We start from the raw sequence: 20,575 nt of genomic DNA on the forward strand, positions 1-20,575 counted from the left end.
AGGGGTGTAGCTCCAATTGGCAGAGCAGCGGATTCCAAATCCGCGTGTTGGGAGTTCGAATCTCTCCACCCCTGCCACCTTCGAAAGCCTCAGCAGTTATGCTGAGGCTTTTTTGTATTTGCTGTTTGGCTGGCTAGCAAAGCAACACGCCACAGATCCGCGCTTCGTAAATTGTGCTGCTGATGACTGAGTTCTGAAAGGTAGGCGCTCATCGTGAATTCAAATTTTCAGCCTTCTTTGCTCCAAGATCTTCGGAGGAAACAGAGCCTCAGGGAGTTAATCCGTACATCTCATGGTGATAAGATGCGCAGATGATTGTGCAGGAGAAAACGCAGCGCTGTCTTTATGAGCCATTCTTGTGAAAAGAATCTTTTTCAGGTGAAACAGAGGCTGCGACGGAATCCTGTAAGCTGGATCTAGGAATAAAGAAAGGAAGAGTGAATGCTCAGACGCTTGATATTGTTGATGGGAATTGCAGCTATTTTGTCCGGAGGCGGAGCCTACTTTTCATTTCATGTGCCGCCGCAGCCGGAGTTAACTGTTGGTTCTGACATTGACCGTGCAGAGGTTCGCTGTTACGAAGCTGAGCCTGAAGCGTTCATCGATCGACAGGGTCAGTTGCAAGTGACTGTCTGGAATATTTATAAAGAGCAGCGGGAGAACTGGCGAACGGCATTAGATGCTTTCAGTGATGGAAGTGATATTGTGCTGTTGCAGGAGTCGAGTCTGACAGCTGATTTTCACCAATACCTCAGAGAGGCTCAGTGGCAGGTCGTCATGGCGAACGCCTTCTCATTCTTGGATACACAAGCCGGCGTAATGAATTTATCACGGAACCCGGCAAAAACGACGTGTGCTTATTTGGCGATGGAGCCCTGGCTGCGTTTGCCAAAATCGGCTTTACTGGCAACCTTTCCTCTTTCTGACGGGACAACTTTGACGGTCGTGAACCTGCATGGAATTAACTTTGCCTGGGGAATTGAGGAATATGAGGCGCAATTTGAAGCCTTAGCGGATGAACTGGAAAAAGCGAAGGGGCCAGTGCTGTTGGCTGGAGATTTCAATACCTGGCGACAGGAAAGAATGGATGTGCTCGCCCGGTTTGTTGAACTGCTGGGATTGCACGAAGTAACGTTAGAGCAGGATCTGAGGGTCAGAGTGTTAGGATGGCCGTTGGATCACTTATTTTATCGCGGTATGCGGCTGGAAAAAGCAGAGGCGCCTGTCACGGACGCCTCAGATCATCATCCAATCATTGCCCGCTTCAGGTTGTCAGAATAAGCAGTGGCCAGACAACCAGCACTAACAGCCAGGGCAGTGCAGCGATGACAATAGCCTTGGCGCGATCAATCCCGCACCACAAGCTGACCACAATATAGGTCAGGGCAATATACCAGGGAGCCAGCAGCGGAATACTGGATGCTAATGCAGCCCAGGGGTTATCCATGGGCAATTTCAGGAATGCATTCAGGCTGTTCAGGTCGGCCGTGTTCGGCAAAGCCTGGGTCGGGTTGAACAGGATGTTCAGATAGCTCGCGAGATCGCCAATCAGTCCGGGAAGCATGATAAAACAGCTTGCCGCCAGCCATTTCCCAAAGGTCTGAGGGGCGCTGCTGTTTTTGGTCGCCAGGTTCAGCCATAATGCCAGCAGGAGCAGGTTGGCAGTGCGGCCGAAAATGTCACTGAAAATCTCACCGGCCAGTAAGACTTCTTTCGTTAACCATTGCAGCTGACTCTCGTCAGCCAACACTGAAAGCTGGCTGCGAAGGGTTTCCTGCAACCATGCCATATCAACCTGGTTAAAATAGCTGCCCCAGAGGCCGAAAGGCGCCATGATGAGCAGTAAGTAGGGCATCAGCGCCCATTTGGGGCGCTGATGAACGGCTGTGAAACAGTCTACCGGTGAACGGAAGACATCCAGCATGGCAATGAATGGGTTTGCTGAGGGTGTCATACACTTACCTTGGTCACGTCAACAAACAGTTTGAGTTTCTGACCCGGCTGCAGATACTTTTTGTCACCGAGCTGGTTCCATTTGATCACATCGGCCAGTTTCACTTTGAACTTATCTGCAATGACGCTGAGGTTATCGCCTGAACGGACTTCGTAATACACAGTCCGGATGACGCCCCCATTTTTACTGGTTTTCCAGATATTCAGCTTCTGACCAATTTGTAGCGTAGACTTTTTGCTCAGCCCATTCCACTTCATGATCTCTTTAATACTGACTTTTTGTTTCTTCGCGATGGTCCACAGATTATCACCGGATTCAACTTTGTAAATTGTGCGATAGCCGCCCCCATGACTGACCTGAGAGCGAACTTCGCTGGTCAGGCTCGGGAATGCATTTTCGCCGTTCATCGCCACTGGGATCAGGATATATTTACCGGCACGAATACTTGAACCATCGATTTTGTTTGCCCGTTGAATCAGATCAACTGAAGTATGGTGGGTTTTCGCCAGCACACTCAGGCTGTCTCCTGATTTGATCTGATAACGGATCACTTTCATGCCCTGACGGCCGCTTTTTTCAAAAGCCTGATTGAATGTATCGACTTTATCCGCTGGTAGCAGCAGGTGGGTCTGATCATCAGGTGACGTTGCCCACTGGTTATAGGCCGGGTTCAGCGCTTTCAGCTCAGACAGAGAAATCTCTGCGTATTTCGCTGCCATTGCCAGATCCATCTGGGTCTTGGGATCGACAGTTTCAACGGCAGGTTCATTGGCAATGAAAGGAACGTCGACACCATATTTTTCCTGGTTCTTAATGATGTCAGCTACTGCCAGTAATTTCGGCACATAGCCACTGGTTTCCTGAGGTAAATCCAGTGCCCAGAAGTCAGTCGGCTTTCCGGCTTTTTTATTTTCACGAATCGCCCGGAAAACACGCCCCTCACCAGAGTTATAAGCAGCTAGTGCATGAAGCCAGTTTCCGTCGAAACGGCGATTGAGGTATGCCAGCAAATCTAATGCGGCCTCGGTAGACTGCACGACATCACGACGGCCGTCATACCACCAGTTTTGCTTCAGGCCAAACTGTCGGCCCGTTCCCGGGATAATTTGCCACAGTCCGGCCGCGCGGCCATGGGAGTATGCGAACTGGTCGAAAGAGCTTTCTACAATTGGCAGCAGGGCCAGCTCAAGGGGCATATCACGTTTTTCGACAGCTTCAGTGATGTAGTAAAGGAAAGGCTCAGCACGGGAAGAAACAATGGAGAAATGACCTGGATGTTTCAGGTACCAGTTTCGATAATAATTCACCTGCTTATTATCTGGTACATCAATACGCAACTGCATTGCAACACGCTGCCAGACGTCATCCTGTTCCTGCGGGGTGACCACGGGCACAGGTTCTTCTGCTGCGACTTGGGGTTGTGTCGATGTGACAAGCGGAGAGGCACCATCGGTGTCATTCTGTGTGATAGTCGAATGACTGTCATCTTGCGCAGTGGCTGCACTTTCTTGATTGGTTGCCACAGATTCTTGTTGTGAATTTTCTGTGATCTGACAACCCGCCAACAGCAGCGCACTTGCTAAAAAAAATCGGGATTTCATGTAACCTGCCTTTAGCCAAAATCGCAGGTGATAATACTTGGCGGAAGGTACAGGTTACAAGTGACAGTCCTTCAAAAATTGTCCTTCCATCGGCGCAGAGCGGCGAAGGTCTCGAGGTCGCTGTCATTAACCGCCTTATCTGCAACTGCTTTTTTGATACTCGGCTGGTCACAGCGCAGGAACGGATTCACTCGTTTTTCCAGCCCCATGCTGGATGGAATGGTACTGATTCCGCGCGCACGGCGCAGACTGACGTCTTCCCGGTAACGCTGCAGGTGAGGATTGTCCTGCTCGGCAACTAAGGCAAAGGCCAGATTGCTGCTGGTGTATTCGTGTGCACAAAAAACTTCAGTTTCATCGGGCAGGGCTGCTAATTTTTGTAACGAATTGTACATTTGAGCAGGCGTACCCTCAAAAAGGCGACCACACCCGGCGGAAAATAAAGTATCGCCGCAGAAAAGCTTTTCATCACCCACATATGCAATATGGCCGGCTGTATGGCCCGGGACACTTAACACCATAAAGCGCTCTCCGAATATGTCGATCTGGTCGCCATCTTCAACAGATTGCGTTAAGCCGGGGATCGCTTCGCTGCCAGGGCCTACAATATTGCAAGAAGGGAAAGCGCGTTTGAGCTCGCTGATTCCGCCGACATGATCATGATGATGGTGGGTGATCAGAATGGCCTCCAGAGTCAGTGACTCTTCGTGAAGTCGGGCCAGGACTGGCGTGGCATCCCCGGGGTCAACGACAACACAGCGGTTATCCGGCCCTTGGATCAGCCAGATGTAATTGTCGTGAAATGCAGGTATGCTCTTCATCGTTAACATAAAATTGTCTCCAGTCCTTGATGTGGTGAATCATCATTTATGAAGCCAGCCCGCACGATAAAATACATCGACACACCCTATTCCTGGTCTCAGCTGGTACAGGGAGAATGGGCGGCACAACTGCTGCAGGCCCAGCTGGACGAGTGGTGGCCGAGATTGTTTGGCTACCATTTGCTGAAACTGGGCGGCCTGAGCTGCGAACTCGTCAGTGGCCATTGTAACATCCGGCATCAGGTTTGTATTGATCGCGATAATCCGCTTCGGAATCTGGAGGCGGATCCGATGGCATTGCCGTTTCTGGAAAAATCTTTTGATGCCTGTGTCTTAGCGCATCAGCTGGATTTTTGCCGGGATCCGCACAACCTGCTGCGGGAAGTCGACCGGGTGCTGGTCGATGACGGTTACCTGTTGATCAGCGGTTATAATCCGCTCAGTCTGCATGGTTTACGGGGGCTGTTTCCCTGGAACCGGAAGCGGGCGCCATGGTCTGGCCGGATGTTCATGCCGATGCGGGTGAAAGACTGGCTGGGCGTACTGAACTATGAAGTGGTCTTTCATGAAAATCTGGCGATACTGCCGCCGACCCGGTCTCCGGCATTTTCCGCCTGGGCGGAAAGCATGCTTTCCGGCACCTTATCCGGCATCGGCGGAATGTACCTGATTGTGGCCAGAAAACGTACTTTTCCGCTCAAGCCCATTAAACCGAGCTGGAAACTGAGACGGCAGTTGACACCAATCAGTGTGAACTGCCGTACCCGGGCCAGTGAAAAGCAGTCAGGTTAAACCGAAACGAATTATCCGGCTTCCTGATAACCATGGTCATCTTTGACCGGGGATTCTGCAGCCTGTCGTGCCAGCTCGTCACAACGTTCATTCTCAGGGTGACCAGCATGGCCTTTTACCCAATGCCAGCGGACCTGGTGGCGCTGCGTTTCTTTATCCAGCTGCTGCCAGAGATCCGCATTTTTGACCGGCTTTTTGTCGGCAGTTTTCCAGCCGCGTTTTTTCCAGTTATGAATCCACTGGGTGATGCCCTGACGGACGTACTGACTGTCCGTTGTCAAATCAACGCTGCATGACTCTTTCAAACTCGCCAGTCCGACAATGGCTGCCAGCAGCTCCATCCGGTTGTTGGTTGTCATGAAAAAGCCGTCGCTCAGTTCTTTGACATGGCCTTTATACCGCAAAATTGTGCCATAACCACCCGGGCCCGGGTTGCCGAGGCAAGAACCGTCGGTGAAAATTTCTACCTGCTTGGTCATCTTTGGTAGTATTCGTCTTAAGATAAAAAACTTAGTCTGACATAACCAATACTATGAATGCCACCAATGAACGCATAATTGTATTCGATACCGAAACAACCGGTATGAATATGACCGGCCCTCACTACGAAGGGCATCGCATTGTGGAAATCGGTGCGGTGGAAATTATCAATCGTAAATTCACCGGCCGGACCTTCCATGTGTATATCAAACCCGATCGGCCGATTGATGCCGAAGCGGTTGCGGTCCACGGGATTACGGATGAATTCCTGCGTGATAAGCCAACTTACGCGGAAATTCATCACGAGTTCATGGACTTTATCCGCGGGGCGGAGCTGGTTGCTCATAACGCGCCCTTCGATATCGGGTTTATGGACTATGAATTCCGCAAGCTTGACCCGTCGATAGGGAAGACCACGGATTACTGTTCCGTAACCGATACCCTGGAAATGGCGAAAAAGATTTTCCCGGGGAAACGGAACAACCTGGACGTGCTTTGTTCGCGTTACGGGATTGATAACTCGCACCGAACGCTCCACGGGGCCTTGCTCGATGCCGAAATTCTGGCCGATGTTTATCTGATGATGACCGGCGGCCAGACGTCGCTGGCACTGCATGCAACCGGAGAAGATAGTGACAGTGGTGCAGAAAGTGGCATACGACGTCTGACCAGCGGACGGAAAACATTAAAGGTTATCCGGGCTTCTGCCGATGAACTAGAAGCGCACGAAGCGCGTTTAGATATCATTGAGAAAAAAGGCGACGTCACACTCTGGCGTCAATAGGAGAACTATGCGAAGGCTAGCGTTACTGTCTACATTGATTCCGGCGCTGCTTGGCACGCAAAGTGTTCAGGCTGCGTCTTGGCTGGATAACCGCTTCAGGGTTGATCCAACCGTCAAACAGGTGGCCTTCGTGGTGGAACGGGAAACCAAGAACCAGAATGTGGTTCTGGTGAGGCCTGACGGGGTGAAATATTACCCATGGCGGCATCCGGACAATGTGGCCTGGCACGAAGAGTCAGGTATGGACATTATTACCATTGAAAATCCAATGCCCGGCCCGTGGCAGGCTGTCGGCAGGGTCAGTCAGCACAATCAGGTTAAAGTTCTTTCAAACCTGAAACTGGATGTGGCCCCTTTGCCTGAGCGGCTTTATCAGAACGAAAGCTACAAATTCACAGCGCGGCTGACCCAGGATGGTGAGCTGCTGAAGGAACGTGATTTTCTTGACCGGGTCAAAATGTCGGTTAATTTCTACGAATATGTGGATCAGCCGGAAACGCTGGCTGAGGATTCGCTGCCGACGCCTCTGTCGCTGGGGGAGTTTGCGGATGACGGACTGGGGCTGGATGAAGCTCCGGGTGACGGGGTCTTTACCGTAGCGCTCCCGGTGGATATTCAGCCCGGCCGATATCGGGTGAAAATCACTTCCGGCAATGGCATTTTCCTGCGCACTTACGAGCAGGAGGTTCTGGTGTATCCGCCGCCGTTGTTATCTGCGTTTATTCAGGCCAGAACCGCGGAAGAATCTCATCAGCTGGTGGTGACCTCTGATGAAGGTATGATCGTACCGGGCTCGCTGTCGGCGCATGTTGAACAGGAAGCCCCGGATGGCAGTGTGACGGTCAGTCAGGATCAGGCAGAGCCAGAAGCGACAAGCCTGGAAATTACAGTGCCAAATCTGCAAAAGCCCGGGAGCTATGCCTGGTCGGGCTGGCTGTATGCCACCGATACATTCCAGCAGCGTCCGCTGGTCTTTCCGTTACAGAAGAGCCATTTTGCGATTACATCCGTCCTGCAGCTGGATAAAAATCTCGAAGAGTTTAAGGCTCGTCAGGAAGAGAAAGCGCGGCTAGAGGAAGAAAAGCGCCGGTTGGAAGAACAGATAGCGGCCAGAAGCCAGGTGTGGAAGCTGATTCTGGGCGGAAATGGTGTGATTGTACTGATTGCTGCGGTCTGGGTTCTGCTCAGAAGAAGAAGGAACAAGCCTGCTGTGCCTGAATCTGATTCAACGAAGCTGGAAATTCCACCGGACATGAAAGTGTAAGCGGGAACATTGAAGGCTTTTGGGTCACAGCAAATAAAAAGGGAAGCATTGCGCTTCCCTTTTTTGTTGATATCGTTGTTTTCATTGTGGTGTCAGCAGATTACGCTGCGTCCTCAATGTCTTTTTGCATGTCGGAAACACCGGCGATTAGACGCTGGGGATCAAAGTCATCAACGTTGATAGTGCGCAGGCGGCCTGCCTCAGCGCGGCGCAGCAGTGCGGCTTCATCTTCATTAATGGCTTTCAGTTCCAGCCCGGTTTCAGCAACCAAGTCCAGTTGCATGAACGGCAGTTTCTTGCCTGCTGCCTGACAGACACGGTCATACAGGGGTTCTGCAGCCAGAATGTCTTTCAGTGCAGCTTCCATCATACCCACCGGATTGCTCTCAATCGCTTCCAGGAACTGACCACGACCCAGACGGTCACGGGTTTCACATGGCGTTTGCAGCATCATGGCCAGCTTGTGATCCAGTTTGTCGCTTGGCTGAACGCGGGACAGGCCAAGTGGCAGGATCATGACACGTAACAGACCTGCAACGATACGGCTCGGGAAGTTACGCAGGAACTGGTCGATTGCCTGCTCAGACTGATACAGCGCGTCCTGTAAACCCCAGTGAACCAGCGGCAGATCTTCCTGCTTGCAGCCATCATCGGCATAGCGCTTCAGGGTAGCTGACGCCAGATACAGTTGGCTCAGGATGTCACCCAGACGAGCGGACAGGCGCTCTCTGCGTTTGAGTGAGCCGCCCAGCACAGCCATCGACATGTCAGACAGCAGGGCCATGTTGGCACTGTAGCGGTTCAGTTGCTGGTAGTAGCGTTTGGTTGCATCTTTGCGTGGTGCAGATGAGCCGCGACCGTCGGTCAGACCCAGCCAGAAAGAACGGACCAGATTACTGATGACAAAGCCCACGTGGCCAAACAACGCACCGTCGAAGTCGGTCAGTGCCTGACGCTGATCTTCGTTGTATGCAGCGTTCATTTCAGCCAGGACGTACGGATGGCAGCGGATCGCACCCTGACCATAGATGATCATAGAACGGGTCAGAATGTTGGCACCCTCAACCGTGATAGCAATCGGCGCGCCCTGATAACCACGAGCCAGGAAGTTGTTCGGACCCAGACAGATCCCTTTACCGCCAATGATATCCATAGCATCGATGATGCCGCGCTGGCTGCGATGGGTACAGTGATACTTCACAATCGCGGAGATCACAGATGGTTTCTCACCCAGGTCAATCCCGGAGACGGTCAGCGCACTGGCTGCATCCAGAACATAGGCGTTACCCGCAATGCGAGCCAGTGGCTCTTCAATCCCTTCCATCTTGCCGATTGGCAGTTTGAACTGACGGCGGATACGAGCGTAAGCACCTGTTGCCAGGGCGGTGGTTTTCAGGCCGCCTGTGGTGTTTGACGGCAACGTAATGCCGCGGCCAACCGACAGACATTCAACCAGCATACGCCAGCCCTGACCGGCCATGTCCTGACCACCAATGATGAAGCTCAGTGGCACGAAAATCTTGTCACCTTGTGTCGGACCATTCTGGAACGGTACGTTCAGCGGGAAGTGGCGACGGCCGATTTTCACGCCTTCCAGATCGGTTGGAATTAGTGCACAGGTGATGCCCAGCTCTTCTTCGTCACCCAGCAGATGCTCAGGGTCGTACAGTTTAAAGGCCAGACCCAGCACGGTGGCGACAGGAGCAAGCGTGATATAACGCTTGTTCCAGGTCAGTTCCATTCCCAGAACTTCTTCGCCCTGCCACTGGCCTTTTTTCACGATACCAAAGTCAGGAATTGAGCCTGCGTCAGAGCCGGCTTCAGGACTGGTCAGTGCAAAACAAGGAATTTCCTTACCGGCAGCCAGACGCGGCAGGTAATGGTTTTTCTGATCTTCAGTACCATAGTGTTGCAGCAGTTCGCCCGGACCTAAAGAGTTCGGTACACCTACGGTAGAAGACAGCACCATTGAGACACTGGACAGTTTTTGCAGGACCAGTGACTGGGCATACGCTGAAAACTCCAGACCACCATATTCTTTTTTGATGATCATGGCGAAGAATTTGTTGTCTTTCAGGTATTGCCAGATCTCAGGTGGCAGGTCAGCCAGATCATGGGTGATTTCGAAGTCGTCGACCATGCGGCAGACTTCGTTGACCGGACCGTCCAGAAACGCTTTTTCTTCAGCACTCAGGCGAGGAGCCGGAATGTCATGTAGTTTGTTCCAGTCTGGCGCACCACGGAACAGATCGGCTTCCCACCAGACTGTACCGGCATCAATCGCTTCTTTTTCAGTGCGCGACATTTCAGGCATCACACCTTTGAAGGCTTTGAGTGCTGGTTTACTCAGCAGTTTCTGACGAAGCGCCTGCAGGTTCAGCGGTAAGGCAATGATCAGGAAAGCCAGCCAGCTGTATTCGCCTGTGATATCCAGCAGTGTGCCGGCTGCCAGAGCGGCCGCAAAAACCAGGGTAAAGGTTCGCAGACCGGCCCGGTGATAAGCGAGCAGTCCGGTTATCCCCAGTAACCCCAGCAAGTACACGAGTGTAGCCATTCTATCTTCTCCTTAATCAGGAATATTCTCTTAGGGTATTTAATGTTTTATTGAATGAATAGGTAAGAGGTCATACCACTTGGTTTAAGTGTAAGATGAAGTTTGCCGAAATGTAAAAACTTTTTTTGTGATTTGAGGAGTAAGTTCGCATTGCGGTTTGATGAATAAGGCGACAAAAGGGATGAAAAAAAGGCGGGAAAACGGTTTCCTTACTGGCTTAGCAACTGATATTGGGCGTAAATCACTGGTTTTGCCGTACAGCGAGTCGACACTTCCTAGGGTTTGTAGGTAAACTGCCAGCCAGGGCATATCCTTGCATCATCAATCATTCACAGAGAAAAGCCTATGTACCAAGATCTCATTCGTTCCGAGCTGACTGAAGCGGCTGATGTACTGAATCGATTTATCAGCGATGAAAAGAATCTGGCAGATATTGAAGCGGCAGCCAAGCTGCTGGCCGAATCATTCAAGCAGGGTGGTAAAGTACTGTCATGCGGGAATGGGGGTTCACACTGTGATGCCATGCATTTTGCTGAAGAGCTGACTGGCCGTTATCGCGATAACCGTCCGGGCTATCCTGGGATTGCGATTTCAGATCCGAGTCATCTGTCTTGTGTCAGTAATGATTTTGGTTATGAATATGTCTTTTCACGTTATCTGGAAGCGGTCGGCGCAAAAGGCGACGTGTTGTTCGGTCTGTCGACCTCGGGGAATTCCGGCAATATTCTCAAAGCGATTGAAGCGGCTAAAGCGAAAGGCATGAAAGTGATTGCGCTGACGGGGAAAGACGGCGGCAAAATGGCCGGACTGGCCGATGTGGAAATTCGTGTGCCGCATTTCGGCTATGCTGATCGTATTCAGGAAGTACACATCAAGATCATTCACATTCTGATTATGCTGGTTGAAAAGGAAATGGCGGGTGCTGAGTAAATCAGCATTGTACTGAGGAAGACGGTAACATGTGTGAATTGCTTGGCATGAGTGCCAACGTGCCAACGGACATTTGCTTCAGCTTTACTGGCCTGATGCAGCGGGGTGGCCGGACCGGTCCGCATGCAGATGGCTGGGGGATCACTTTCTATGAAGGAAAGGGATTTCGTACTTTCAAAGATCCGAAGCCCAGCTGTCATTCGAAGATTGCAGAGCTGGTTCAACAGTATCCGATTAAAAGCTGCGCAGTGATCAGCCATATCCGCCAAGCCAACCGGGGCGGGGTGTGCCTGGAAAATACACATCCGTTTACTCGCGAGTTGTGGGGGCGTTACTGGACTTTTGCCCATAATGGCCAGTTGTCTGGGTATGAATCGCTGGAAACCGGTCGTTATCAGCCTGTGGGGGATACCGACAGTGAAATCGCTTTTTGCTGGTTGTTGAACCAGATTGATTCACACTTTCCTCAGCCGCCGGAAGACTGGAGCCAGATATTTCAGTTGATAGCTGAGCGCTGTGACGACCTGCGAAAGCTCGGTGTATACAACATGCTGTTGAGCGACGGAGAGTTCGTCCTGACATACTGTTCCAATAATCTTCACTGGATCACCCGAAGGGCGCCTTTCGGGAAAGCATCGCTGATTGATGAAGATGTGACGATAGATTTTCAGCAGGAAACCACACCCAATGATGTGGTGACGGTCATTGCGACCCAGCCGCTGACCAATGATGAGCGTTGGCACAAAATGGCAACCGGAGAATTTGCCGTTTTCCATTATGGGGAGCTGATCTTCAATCGGAAACTGGCAGTGCCGGAAGCGCCACCGCCATTCCCCGGCCAGAGTTAATCTGTTTTGAAACCATAAAAAAAGCGGCTGTGAAAGCCGCTTTTTTGTATCTCTTGTAACTACATCTTATGGGGCAATTATTCGTCAGCAGCGTAACCATGCTGTGCCAGACGAGCGCCATCCAGATAAGCTGCGTCATCCTGCATGACCGCCCGGCCTTCCAGGAACCACTGACAGACCAGCGGGTAAATGCGGTGTTCCTGCTGCTGTACTCGGGCCATCACTTCGTCGGCAGTATCGCCCTCGAAGATTGGGACTTTGGCTTGCAGGATGACAGGTCCGCCGTCCAGTTCTTCAGTAACGAAATGGACACTGGTACCGTGCTCGGTATCACCGGCATCCAGCGCTCGCTGGTGGGTATGCAGGCCGGTATATTTCGGCAGCAGAGACGGGTGGATGTTCAGCATCCGGCCTTCATAGTGACGGACGAATTCGCTGCTCAGGATCCGCATATAACCGGCCAAAACGACCAGATCCGGCTGATATCCGTCGATGATTTCAGCCAGTGCCCGATCGAAAGTGTCACGATCAGCATAATCTTTCGCGGCCAGATGGGCTGTTGCAATGCCGGCATTACGGGCTCGTTCCAGACCATAAGCATCAGCTTTGTTCGAAACCACGGCAGCTATGCGGCCGTGTGTGATGACATCACTTTCACAGGCATCAATAATAGCCTGCAAGTTCGAGCCGCTGCCGGAAATCAGGACAACAATGTTTTTCATTGTTTAGTTGATCTCCACCTGGGCTTCACCCTCGGCAGCCTGTGCAATGGTACCTAGCAGCCAGGCGTTTTCGCCCTCAGCGTTGAGCAGTTCGACCGCTTGTGCTGCCTGAGCCTGAGGCAGAGCAATGACCAGACCAACGCCGCAGTTGAATGTGCGGTACATTTCATGGGTTTCTACGTTACCAGCCTGCTGCAGCCAGTTGAACACTGCTGGCCATTCCCAGCTTTTACCGTCGATGACCGCTTTGGTGCCTTCTGGCAGGACGCGTGGAATGTTTTCCCAGAAACCGCCGCCGGTAATGTGCGAAATTGCGTGCAGTTCGCAGCTTTCCATCAGTTTCAGAACTGATTTGACATAAATACGGGTGGGCTCCAGCAGGTGTTCTGCCAGAGATTTGCCTTCGAGGTCTTTGCTCAAATCGGCCTGAGAGACTTCGATGATTTTACGGATCAGTGAATAACCGTTGGAGTGAGGGCCGCTGGAAGCAACAGCAATCAGGGCATCACCTGCCTGAACTTTGGTGCCGTCGATAATTTCAGACTTTTCAACCACGCCCACACAGAATCCTGCGACATCGTAATCTTCGCCGTGGTACATGCCCGGCATTTCAGCAGTCTCGCCGCCAATCAGAGCACAACCGGCCTGTACGCAACCTTCACCAATCCCGCTGACAACACTGGCTGCGGTATCGACATCCAGTTTGCCGGTGGCGTAGTAGTCGAGGAAAAACAGCGGTTCACCACCCTGTACAATCAGGTCATTGACACACATCGCGACCAGATCGATTCCAATGGTGTCATGTTTCTTCAGATCCATCGCCAGACGCAGCTTTGTACCGACACCGTCAGTCCCGGAGACCAGCACTGGCTCTTTGTATTTGGTCGGTAGTGAGCACAAGGCACCAAAACCACCCAGACCGCCCATCACTTCAGGACGTGTCGTGCGTTTGACCACCCCTTTGATTCGATCAACCAGGGCATTCCCTGCATCAATATCGACACCTGCATCTTTGTAACTTAGAGAAGAATGATTACCGCTCACAACAGATCCTCACCGGTTAAATCGTAAAATCCGCAGTATGATAACAGTAGTCAGGACGGAAAGGAAAACGTTTGCGTCAAATATTCCTGGTGACGGAAACCTGACCAGACAAGTCGCTATTTCCTACCTGTATGAGGATGGTCTAGTGTATAATGGATCGATTTTTTTGAAACTTTGTTGTGTAGGAGTCCAAGATGAAAGTCGTTGAGGTAAAACACCCGCTGGTGAAGCATAAAATTGGTCTGATGCGTGAAGGTGACATCAGCACCAAGCGTTTCCGCGAGCTGGCGACGGAAGTGGGTAGCCTGCTGACTTATGAAGCGACGTCTGACTTCGAAACAGAAACCATCACGATTGAAGGCTGGAACGGCCCGGTTCAGGTAGAACAGATCAAAGGGAAGAAAGTGACTGTTGTACCGATTCTGCGTGCAGGTCTGGGCATGATGGATGGTGTGCTGGAGCACATGCCAAGCGCCCGTATCAGTACGGTCGGTATCTATCGTGATGAAGAAACACTGGAGCCTGTCCCTTATTTCCATAAGCTGGCTTCCAACATTGATGAGCGTATGGCGCTGGTGGTTGACCCGATGCTGGCAACCGGTGGTTCTATGATTGCGACGATCGATCTGCTGAAAGAGCACGGTTGCAGCTCCATTAAGGTGCTGGTTCTGGTCGCTGCTCCTGAAGGTATCGCTGCACTGGAGAAAGCACATCCGGATGTTGAGCTGTACACCGCAGCAATTGACGAGAAGCTGAATGACAAGGGCTACATCGTTCCGGGTCTGGGTGATGCAGGTGACAAGATCTTCGGCACCAAATAATTCATCAGATGAACAAAAAAACCGGCATTGCGCCGGTTTTTTTGTTTCTGAAGCAAGAAAGTTTATGTGTCAGATGATTCTATTTGGGCGTTGTCGACAACCTTACTTTCACCCAGATCTTTTGGCAGGACCAGGTTCAGGACAATCGCAACGATACCGCACAGGCTGACGCCCTGCAGACTGAACTCGCCAATCCCGAAGGCCATGCCGCCAATCCCGAACACCAGCGTGACAGCAACAATGACCAGGTTACGGGATTTATGCAGGTCAACCTGATTTTTGATCAGGGTATTCAGGCCGACAGTCGCAATTGAGCCGAACAGCAGGATCATGATCCCGCCCATGACAGGGACAGGGATGGTCTGCAGTGTGGCACCCAGTTTACCGACAAAGGCCAGCACAATTGCGGTAACTGCACTCCAGGTCATGATGGCCGGATTGAAGGCTTTCGTCAGCATGACCGCACCAGTTACTTCAGAATATGTCGTATTCGGTGGCGCACCGACCAGAGAGGCCGCAATGGTTGCTACGCCGTCGCCGGCCATGGTGCGATGCAGGCCCGGTTTTTTCAGGTAGTCTTTACCGGTGACATTGGAAATCGCCAGCATGTCGCCGACGTGCTCAACAGCTGGTGCAATCGCAACCGGAATCATGAACAGCACGGCATTGATGTTGAATTCAGGCATGGTGAAGTTCGGCATGGCGAACCAGCTGGCTTCCTGTACCGCCGTGAAATCGACGACGCCAAAGAACAAACTGGTTCCGTAACCAGCCAGGATGCCCGCGATGATAGGGACCAGTCTGAAAATCCCATTTGCGAACACGCTGACCAGAATGGTGACCAGCAGAGAGATGCAGGCAATCCACAGCGCGGCATCACCGTTGACGATCTGGATTGAACCGTCACCGCTTTTTCCCAGGGCCATATTCACTGCGGCTGGCGCCAGGCCAAGACCAATCACCATGATGACCGGACCAACCACGACTGGAGGCAACAACTTATGGATGATGCCAACACCGCGAACTTTGATGATTGTGGCCATCAGCAGGTAAACCACACCGGCCATCATCAGACCACCGAGCGTTGCGGGAATACCCCAGGCTTGCACACCGTAAAGAATGGGAGCGATAAAAGCAAAAGAGGAGGCAAGGAAGATAGGAACGCTGCGTTTCGTGATGACTTGAAAAAGAAGAGTACCAATACCGGCACCAAAGAGGGCAACATTGGGGTCCAGACCGGTTAACAGCGGGACCAGAACCAGAGCGCCAAATGCTACAAACAGCATTTGTACCCCTTGTAATATCTGCATCATTGTCACAATTCTCCCTTGGTATAAAAAAAATCGCGCAATGCTAGCACAAGAGCAAACGTTTCCCCAGTGTTCCGGCACATTAATTTATGATCTTGTCATTGATGGCGCAGGGCGTGTGAATTCACCCGAACAAGCTGCGATTTTCTGCTGTGTTTCAGGAGATAAAATTGCGGTTTGGTTTGAAGCGGCTGTTGGCAGACATGCCGTTTTTTGTTCAGAACGCCAACGTCTGCCCGTTTTTGGTATTTTTTTATGGCAAATAACGTTATTTGTCTGAGCCTGAGGTATAGTTAGGCCTGTCAGCGAGTCTGGCCATGGAATGGCAGGCTGCGATGGATAAAAACGAATTACGGGATGTCTGACATCCTTGGCTAACACTGAAATTCTACGAGTGATTTATGTGGCGTTTTGCTTTTTTCTTTGGAGCGCTGATGGCGTTGCCGCTTCAGGCTGCAACGGTTGAAACTTTATATCAGGCGCAGGTTTCCCTGCCGGATACAGACAGCCAGACGGCTCAGACTGCAAGAGCAACAGCTTTGCAGCAGGTGTTGGTGAAGGTCTCAGGCCAGAGCAATATTGCCGACAATGAAGTGATTCAGAAAGCACTGGAAAATAACAGCGCTTACGTCAGTCAATTGGGCCGCGGCAGCGTGAATGGCCAGCCGATGCTGGATGTCAGCTTCGATCGCGAGAAAATCCGTACGCTGCTGACTCAGGCGAATGCGACCTTCTGGTCAGAACAGCGTCCGACCATTCTGGTCTGGCTGATTGAGGACAAGAGCCGTGATCGCACAATTGTGTTCGATCAGTCCGGGAATGCACTGCAAAGTCCCCTGAATCAGGCGGCTGCACTGCGGGGCTTGCCACTATTGCTGCCGATTGGAGATTTTGAAGATGTGACGGCAATCAGTGTACCGGATCTCTGGGGCGGATTTGCACAGCCAATTGCGAAGGCGAGTTCCCGTTACCAGCCTGATGCTGTGATGGTTGTTCGCGTGAAGGGTAGTGGTGAGAAAACACAGCTCAACTGGCAGCTGTTCCCGGATTCTCCGGCAGCGATGCTGGACGGGAAAGCAGAGCCGGTTGAGGGGCGTATCAGCGGCCCGGCGGCAATCCAGGAGATGATGAATACGGTGGCCGATAATCTGGCTGCGCGGTATGCCATTCAGCTGGGTGGGGCAACTGAGGGTGGATTTGCGATTGAAGTGGCAAATATCCGTCATGTCGAAGATTTCTTCCAGCTGGAATCGTTGCTGAAAACGATGAGCTCAGTGGCTGAAGTGAACGCGACCCATCTGCAGGGCGACCGGGTTCGTTTTTCAATCCGGTTGCTGAGTAACGAGCAGGCGTTTGCCCGTGAGCTGAGTATGGAACCTCGTCTTCAGTCGCAGCCGGTGACTTCTTTGGTGCGTGAGCTGCCAGCAGAGGGTTCATCAGCCGGTGCAGCACCCGAAGGTATCATTGTTCCGACATCCCGTGAGGGTTCGGCCTCTGAGCCGCTGCCTCAGCTCGATGTGTCTGCCACCCGCAGTTCAGTGGCATCCGGAATCGGCCAGTATTACTGGAATCCCAATGCCTGAACGCAGACAGCAGTTAAATGATTGAAAAAAGAACCCCGGCCAGACAGCCGGGGTTCTTTTTTACTTAACGACAATTATTTATCGCCGTGAGCTTCGCGCTCTTCACGTTCGACCTGAGACAGTTTCTTCAGCTTGTTGCCGAGTTCCCGTCCGCGTGCCCGGGCAAACAGAATGTTGCCGAAGAAAGCAGCAATGGTCAGTCCCAGTTCGACCAGAGCCAGCCAGCGCTCACCGCCATCGACCCACAACAGAGTCAGGGCATGAAGGAAGTAAAACATCAGGATGAAGTTGGCCCAGGCGTGCGTGTAAGGTTTCCCCTCCAGAATCCCTTTCATCGGCAACAGCAAGGGCAGTATCCACATCCCAGCAACAACATAGTTGTTCAGGTGCGGGTGCGGGGAAATCACGCTTTGCCAGAGTGCAACCCATAGCAGCAGTGACAGGTTCGCGGTCAGCGCAAAGTAGCGCAGATTCTGGGTCGAGGGGCTCATTGGTTTCATGATCAAATCCTTTCGCTGCGATTTCACGCAGGACGTCACTTATTGCAACTTAAGGGCTGTCTGTGCCAGCCTTTTTCCTAATGCCTGTGCCAGAGCGGCTTCATCTTCAGTCAGACCGCCCTGCTGATTCAGGTGAGATGCCCCGTAAGGGGTACCTCCGGATTGTGTCGTATGCAGGAGCGGCTCAGAGTAGGGCAGACCCAGCACCAGCATGCCATGATGCAGCAGTGGCAGTAACATTGACTGTAACGTTGTTTCCTGCCCGCCATGCATGGAAGATGACGCTGTAAACACACAGGCTGGTTTGCCAATCAGGCTGCCGGACAGCCATTGTGCACTGGTGCTGTCGATAAAGTGCTTCAGTGGTGCAGCCATGTTGCCAAAGCGCACCGGACTCCCTAAAGCCAGCCCCTGACAGGTATCGAGATCGGCCTGAGTGACAAAAGGGTCACCGTCAGAGACAGCTTCCTGCTCACCGCTTGCCCGGATATCCGGCACGGTGCGCAGGATGGCTTCACAGCCAGCGACTTGTCCGATCCCCCGGGCGATCTGGCGTGCCAGCTGCCGGGTGCTGCCGTGCCTGCTGTAGTACAGCACCAGAACAGGCAGCATTACAGAATATCCAGCACTTGTTCCGGCGGACGGCCCAGCGCGGCTTTGTCACCATTGACGACAATCGGGCGTTCAATCAGTTTCGGGTTGGCTGCCATAGCGTCCAGCAGAGCCTGCTCCGACACGGACGCATCGCCAAGGTTCAGGGACTGATAAATATCTTCTTTTGTCCGCATCATCTGACGGGCAGAGTCAAAGCCAAGTTTACGTTGCAGTTCTGCGAGTTGGGTTGCAGACGGGGTTTCTTCCAGATACTTGATGATTTCCGGTTCAATCCCTTTACTTTCCAGCAGGTTCAGCGTTTCACGGCTCTTGGAGCAGCGTGGATTGTGATAAATCGTGATAGACATAGTTTCTCCTGAGAGCATCAGAATGGTCATGCCCGCCGGATTCGGCGGGCTAAATGACTGATATTGTAGTGGACTGTCCGGCAACAGGAAAAGAGAATCCCCTGAGTCTGTTAGCCGGATCTGCTTTGTGAGGGTCGGACGGGGCTACAAATCGGCAAATCGGGCCCGCGCCAGGCGTAACTGGTCGATACGGGCATCGTATCGGGCCTGATCCAGTGAGCCGACTTCCACGATCTGGCTGGCCTGAATGTAGTTCTGGATTGCTTTTTCCCAGTCGCCGCGGAGGGCCATCACTTCGGCCCGCGCAGCCAGCTCACCATCCCGGCGGCCGGTTCCGGCATAGGCTTCGGCCAGCATGTTCCAGCCGTTGATATCATCAGGGTTGTCGTAGGTAAATCGGCTGAGTAATGTCAGACAATCTTTTGCCCGCCCGGCTTTCAGAAGCGTATGCGCCAGATTCAGCCTCAGCACTGCATTGGCTGGGTTGGATTTCAGTGCCTGTTGCAGTCGGTTGATGGCATTGTCGTAGCGTTTCAGGAACAGATCCAGGTCGGTTGCTGAATCGATGAAGAAACGGTTGCCGGGTTCTGCTTTGAGCAAAGGCATCAGCAATGCTTCTGCTTCTTTGTATTTGCCGCTGTCCATCAGTACCAGCGCTTTTCCGTAGTCGACGGCCATTTTTTCGGCCCCATGGGCTTTTTTGTCTTTGCGTTCAAACCAGTCCAGCGCATTCCGGCTGTCGAGGTTGGCATAGCGTGCAATCACTCTGGCCTGTGCCAGCAGATAGTTTTCGGAAATCTGAACCCGGTGCGGCGGATATTGCGCAGCACGGTTGCGGGTATCTGCGATACGGGATTCCGGCAGCGGGTGAGTCAGCAGCATGGCAGGCGGGGTGCTGGCATAGCGGTACTGATCGGCCAGACGACCAAAAAAGGTTGGCATAGCCTGAACGTCGAAACCCGATTTTGCCAGAGTCGCGATACCAATCCGGTCAGCTTCCATTTCATTGCTGCGGGTATAGTTGATCTGCCCCTGCACCGAAGCCGCGGTGGTGGCCTGGATGGCTGCAATACCGGCCTCCGGTGAGGCAATGGCTAACATCAGGGAACCAATCAGTGCGGCCATCGTCGCCGGTGATTTCTTCGCCTGATCTTCCATGCTCCGTGCCAGATGGCGCTGGGTGATGTGGGCGATTTCGTGTGCCATGACTGAGGCCAGTTCACTCTCACTCTGGGCATGAAGGAAAAGACCGGAGTGCAGCGCGACGTGGCCGCCAAAGAAAGCAAAGGCGTTCACTTCGCGGTTCTGGATCAGGAAAAACTCAAAGGGGGTGCGTACATCCTGTGCATTGGCAACCAACTTATGCCCCAGATCCTGCACGTATTCAGAGAGCAGCGGGTCATTGATAATCGGCTTGCTGGCCCGCAGCATGCGCATGTAGGCATCGCCGTATTCCAGTTCTTTTTCGATGGTCAGTGTTGAGGCCGCAGTGGTTCCGATCTCAGGAAGATCTTCCGGAGACGCTTCTGCCTGAGTTATTGTCGGGGCTGAACTCAGCAGTGCACAGAGCAGCAGGCAAACTGGCTTTTTGGTCAATCGAAGCAT

At 52.4% G+C, this 20,575-nt stretch carries 21 protein-coding genes and 1 tRNA gene; 10 read left to right on the forward strand and 12 right to left on the reverse strand.

The window, feature by feature from the left end; genetic code table 11:
• Together ACYP03_RS22880 and ACYP03_RS22885 are read left to right on the forward strand one after the other, a co-directional pair.
• Window positions 1-77: transfer RNA gene (locus tag ACYP03_RS22880), tRNA-Trp, on the forward strand.
• Between the two features lie 364 nt (window positions 78-441).
• Window positions 442-1,281, forward strand: a complete 840-nt coding sequence (locus tag ACYP03_RS22885; protein WP_459782246.1) for an endonuclease/exonuclease/phosphatase family protein — start codon at window positions 442-444, stop codon at window positions 1,279-1,281.
• On the opposite strand, the gene ACYP03_RS22890 is transcribed toward ACYP03_RS22885, so the two are convergent.
• The 3 genes from ACYP03_RS22890 to gloB all read right to left on the reverse strand — a co-directional run bounded on the left by ACYP03_RS22890 (window position 1,265) and on the right by gloB (window position 4,385).
• On the reverse strand, window positions 1,265-1,954 hold the full coding sequence (locus ACYP03_RS22890; RefSeq protein WP_459782247.1) for a YIP1 family protein: 690 nt from the start codon (window positions 1,952-1,954) through the stop codon (window positions 1,265-1,267). The genes ACYP03_RS22885 and ACYP03_RS22890 overlap by 17 nt on opposite strands.
• Window positions 1,951-3,555, reverse strand: a complete 1,605-nt coding sequence (locus tag ACYP03_RS22895) for a LysM peptidoglycan-binding domain-containing protein (RefSeq protein ID WP_248143389.1) — start codon at window positions 3,553-3,555, stop codon at window positions 1,951-1,953. The genes ACYP03_RS22890 and ACYP03_RS22895 overlap by 4 nt, the downstream gene beginning before the upstream one ends.
• A 71-nt stretch (window positions 3,556-3,626) precedes the next feature.
• Window positions 3,627-4,385, reverse strand: a complete 759-nt coding sequence (gene gloB / locus ACYP03_RS22900; protein WP_248143390.1) for a hydroxyacylglutathione hydrolase — start codon at window positions 4,383-4,385, stop codon at window positions 3,627-3,629.
• A 39-nt stretch (window positions 4,386-4,424) separates the two neighbouring features.
• Between gloB and ACYP03_RS22905 the strand changes: the two genes are divergently transcribed.
• Complete coding sequence (locus tag ACYP03_RS22905) at window positions 4,425-5,168, forward strand: methyltransferase domain-containing protein (protein WP_459782248.1); 744 nt, start codon at window positions 4,425-4,427, stop codon at window positions 5,166-5,168.
• Window positions 5,169-5,179: 11 nt separating this feature from the next.
• Here the strand turns inward: ACYP03_RS22905 and rnhA are convergent, their stop codons facing one another.
• A complete protein-coding gene (rnhA, locus tag ACYP03_RS22910) occupies window positions 5,180-5,647 on the reverse strand; it encodes a ribonuclease HI (RefSeq protein WP_248143392.1) in 468 nt (155 codons plus the stop codon).
• A 53-nt stretch (window positions 5,648-5,700) separates the two neighbouring features.
• On the opposite strand from rnhA, the gene dnaQ reads away from it, so the two are divergent.
• Window positions 5,701-6,432 carry a DNA polymerase III subunit epsilon gene (gene dnaQ, locus ACYP03_RS22915; RefSeq protein ID WP_330961932.1) on the forward strand — a complete coding sequence of 244 codons (732 nt, stop codon included), beginning with the start codon at window positions 5,701-5,703 and terminating at the stop codon, window positions 6,430-6,432.
• 7 nt (window positions 6,433-6,439) lie between these two features.
• Complete coding sequence (locus ACYP03_RS22920; protein ID WP_459782249.1) at window positions 6,440-7,696, forward strand: TIGR03503 family protein; 1,257 nt, start codon at window positions 6,440-6,442, stop codon at window positions 7,694-7,696.
• 100 nt (window positions 7,697-7,796) lie between these two features.
• On the opposite strand, the gene fadE is transcribed toward ACYP03_RS22920, so the two are convergent.
• Window positions 7,797-10,250 carry an acyl-CoA dehydrogenase FadE gene (gene fadE, locus ACYP03_RS22925; RefSeq protein WP_248143395.1) on the reverse strand — a complete coding sequence of 818 codons (2,454 nt, stop codon included), beginning with the start codon at window positions 10,248-10,250 and terminating at the stop codon, window positions 7,797-7,799.
• 345 nt (window positions 10,251-10,595) lie between these two features.
• On the opposite strand from fadE, the gene lpcA reads away from it, so the two are divergent.
• Together lpcA and ACYP03_RS22935 are read left to right on the forward strand one after the other, a co-directional pair.
• Complete coding sequence (gene lpcA, locus ACYP03_RS22930; protein ID WP_248143396.1) at window positions 10,596-11,180, forward strand: D-sedoheptulose 7-phosphate isomerase; 585 nt, start codon at window positions 10,596-10,598, stop codon at window positions 11,178-11,180.
• Between the two features lie 29 nt (window positions 11,181-11,209).
• Entirely contained in the window at window positions 11,210-12,028 is an 819-nt protein-coding gene (locus ACYP03_RS22935) for a class II glutamine amidotransferase (protein WP_459782250.1), read from the forward strand.
• Window positions 12,029-12,105: 77 nt separating this feature from the next.
• On the opposite strand, the gene purN is transcribed toward ACYP03_RS22935, so the two are convergent.
• Complete coding sequence (gene purN / locus ACYP03_RS22940) at window positions 12,106-12,750, reverse strand: phosphoribosylglycinamide formyltransferase (RefSeq protein ID WP_248143399.1); 645 nt, start codon at window positions 12,748-12,750, stop codon at window positions 12,106-12,108.
• A gap of 3 nt (window positions 12,751-12,753) precedes the next feature.
• Window positions 12,754-13,794, reverse strand: coding sequence for a phosphoribosylformylglycinamidine cyclo-ligase (purM, locus tag ACYP03_RS22945; protein WP_330961928.1), 1,041 nt, complete (start codon window positions 13,792-13,794; stop codon window positions 12,754-12,756).
• Between the two features lie 194 nt (window positions 13,795-13,988).
• Between purM and upp the strand changes: the two genes are divergently transcribed.
• Window positions 13,989-14,615: a uracil phosphoribosyltransferase gene (upp, locus tag ACYP03_RS22950; protein WP_036753143.1), complete on the forward strand. Its 627-nt coding sequence runs from the start codon at window positions 13,989-13,991 to the stop codon at window positions 14,613-14,615.
• A 62-nt stretch (window positions 14,616-14,677) separates the two neighbouring features.
• Here the strand turns inward: upp and ACYP03_RS22955 are convergent, their stop codons facing one another.
• Window positions 14,678-15,928: a uracil-xanthine permease family protein gene (locus ACYP03_RS22955; protein ID WP_459782251.1), complete on the reverse strand. Its 1,251-nt coding sequence runs from the start codon at window positions 15,926-15,928 to the stop codon at window positions 14,678-14,680.
• Window positions 15,929-15,965: 37 nt separating this feature from the next.
• Here ACYP03_RS22955 and ACYP03_RS22960 point away from each other — a divergent pair, with 37 nt between their 5' ends.
• Together ACYP03_RS22960 and ACYP03_RS22965 are read left to right on the forward strand one after the other, a co-directional pair.
• Window positions 15,966-16,205 carry a hypothetical protein gene (locus tag ACYP03_RS22960; RefSeq protein WP_459782252.1) on the forward strand — a complete coding sequence of 80 codons (240 nt, stop codon included), beginning with the start codon at window positions 15,966-15,968 and terminating at the stop codon, window positions 16,203-16,205.
• A 121-nt stretch (window positions 16,206-16,326) separates the two neighbouring features.
• The gene (locus tag ACYP03_RS22965; protein WP_459782253.1) at window positions 16,327-17,508 is read left to right on the forward strand and encodes a DUF2066 domain-containing protein; all 1,182 of its coding nucleotides are present in this window, start codon (window positions 16,327-16,329) and stop codon (window positions 17,506-17,508) included.
• A 74-nt stretch (window positions 17,509-17,582) separates the two neighbouring features.
• Here the strand turns inward: ACYP03_RS22965 and ACYP03_RS22970 are convergent, their stop codons facing one another.
• From ACYP03_RS22970 to bepA, 4 genes are all read right to left on the reverse strand, one after another.
• Complete coding sequence (locus tag ACYP03_RS22970; protein ID WP_248143408.1) at window positions 17,583-18,008, reverse strand: DUF2069 domain-containing protein; 426 nt, start codon at window positions 18,006-18,008, stop codon at window positions 17,583-17,585.
• 39 nt (window positions 18,009-18,047) lie between these two features.
• On the reverse strand, window positions 18,048-18,620 hold the full coding sequence (gene wrbA, locus ACYP03_RS22975; protein ID WP_248143410.1) for an NAD(P)H:quinone oxidoreductase: 573 nt from the start codon (window positions 18,618-18,620) through the stop codon (window positions 18,048-18,050).
• A complete protein-coding gene (arsC, locus tag ACYP03_RS22980; protein WP_330961923.1) occupies window positions 18,620-18,970 on the reverse strand; it encodes an arsenate reductase (glutaredoxin) in 351 nt (116 codons plus the stop codon). Before arsC ends, wrbA begins: the two co-directional genes overlap by 1 nt.
• A gap of 144 nt (window positions 18,971-19,114) precedes the next feature.
• The gene (gene bepA / locus ACYP03_RS22985; protein WP_459782254.1) at window positions 19,115-20,575 is read right to left on the reverse strand and encodes a beta-barrel assembly-enhancing protease; all 1,461 of its coding nucleotides are present in this window, start codon (window positions 20,573-20,575) and stop codon (window positions 19,115-19,117) included.

The organism is Photobacterium sp. R1 (genome assembly GCF_054600795.1).

Excerpts from the sequence above, each read along its gene's own strand:
- arsC (WP_330961923.1), bottom strand. The coding sequence starts at position 18,970 with ATGTCTATCACGATTTATCACAATCCACGCTGCTCCAAGAGCCGTGAA.
- purN (WP_248143399.1), bottom strand. The coding sequence starts at position 12,750 with ATGAAAAACATTGTTGTCCTGATTTCCGGCAGCGGCTCGAACTTGCAG.
- rnhA (WP_248143392.1), bottom strand. The coding sequence starts at position 5,647 with ATGACCAAGCAGGTAGAAATTTTCACCGACGGTTCTTGCCTCGGCAAC.
- ACYP03_RS22920 (WP_459782249.1), top strand. The coding sequence starts at position 6,440 with ATGCGAAGGCTAGCGTTACTGTCTACATTGATTCCGGCGCTGCTTGGC.
- bepA (WP_459782254.1), bottom strand. The coding sequence starts at position 20,575 with ATGCTTCGATTGACCAAAAAGCCAGTTTGCCTGCTGCTCTGTGCACTG.
- ACYP03_RS22885 (WP_459782246.1), top strand. The coding sequence starts at position 442 with ATGCTCAGACGCTTGATATTGTTGATGGGAATTGCAGCTATTTTGTCC.
- ACYP03_RS22965 (WP_459782253.1), top strand. The coding sequence starts at position 16,327 with ATGTGGCGTTTTGCTTTTTTCTTTGGAGCGCTGATGGCGTTGCCGCTT.
- fadE (WP_248143395.1), bottom strand. The coding sequence starts at position 10,250 with ATGGCTACACTCGTGTACTTGCTGGGGTTACTGGGGATAACCGGACTG.
- ACYP03_RS22895 (WP_248143389.1), bottom strand. The coding sequence starts at position 3,555 with ATGAAATCCCGATTTTTTTTAGCAAGTGCGCTGCTGTTGGCGGGTTGT.
- ACYP03_RS22905 (WP_459782248.1), top strand. The coding sequence starts at position 4,425 with ATGAAGCCAGCCCGCACGATAAAATACATCGACACACCCTATTCCTGG.
- dnaQ (WP_330961932.1), top strand. The coding sequence starts at position 5,701 with ATGAATGCCACCAATGAACGCATAATTGTATTCGATACCGAAACAACC.
- wrbA (WP_248143410.1), bottom strand. The coding sequence starts at position 18,620 with ATGCTGCCTGTTCTGGTGCTGTACTACAGCAGGCACGGCAGCACCCGG.
- ACYP03_RS22960 (WP_459782252.1), top strand. The coding sequence starts at position 15,966 with ATGCTAGCACAAGAGCAAACGTTTCCCCAGTGTTCCGGCACATTAATT.
- ACYP03_RS22970 (WP_248143408.1), bottom strand. The coding sequence starts at position 18,008 with ATGAAACCAATGAGCCCCTCGACCCAGAATCTGCGCTACTTTGCGCTG.
- ACYP03_RS22935 (WP_459782250.1), top strand. The coding sequence starts at position 11,210 with ATGTGTGAATTGCTTGGCATGAGTGCCAACGTGCCAACGGACATTTGC.
- upp (WP_036753143.1), top strand. The coding sequence starts at position 13,989 with ATGAAAGTCGTTGAGGTAAAACACCCGCTGGTGAAGCATAAAATTGGT.
- lpcA (WP_248143396.1), top strand. The coding sequence starts at position 10,596 with ATGTACCAAGATCTCATTCGTTCCGAGCTGACTGAAGCGGCTGATGTA.
- ACYP03_RS22955 (WP_459782251.1), bottom strand. The coding sequence starts at position 15,928 with ATGATGCAGATATTACAAGGGGTACAAATGCTGTTTGTAGCATTTGGC.
- ACYP03_RS22890 (WP_459782247.1), bottom strand. The coding sequence starts at position 1,954 with ATGACACCCTCAGCAAACCCATTCATTGCCATGCTGGATGTCTTCCGT.
- gloB (WP_248143390.1), bottom strand. The coding sequence starts at position 4,385 with ATGTTAACGATGAAGAGCATACCTGCATTTCACGACAATTACATCTGG.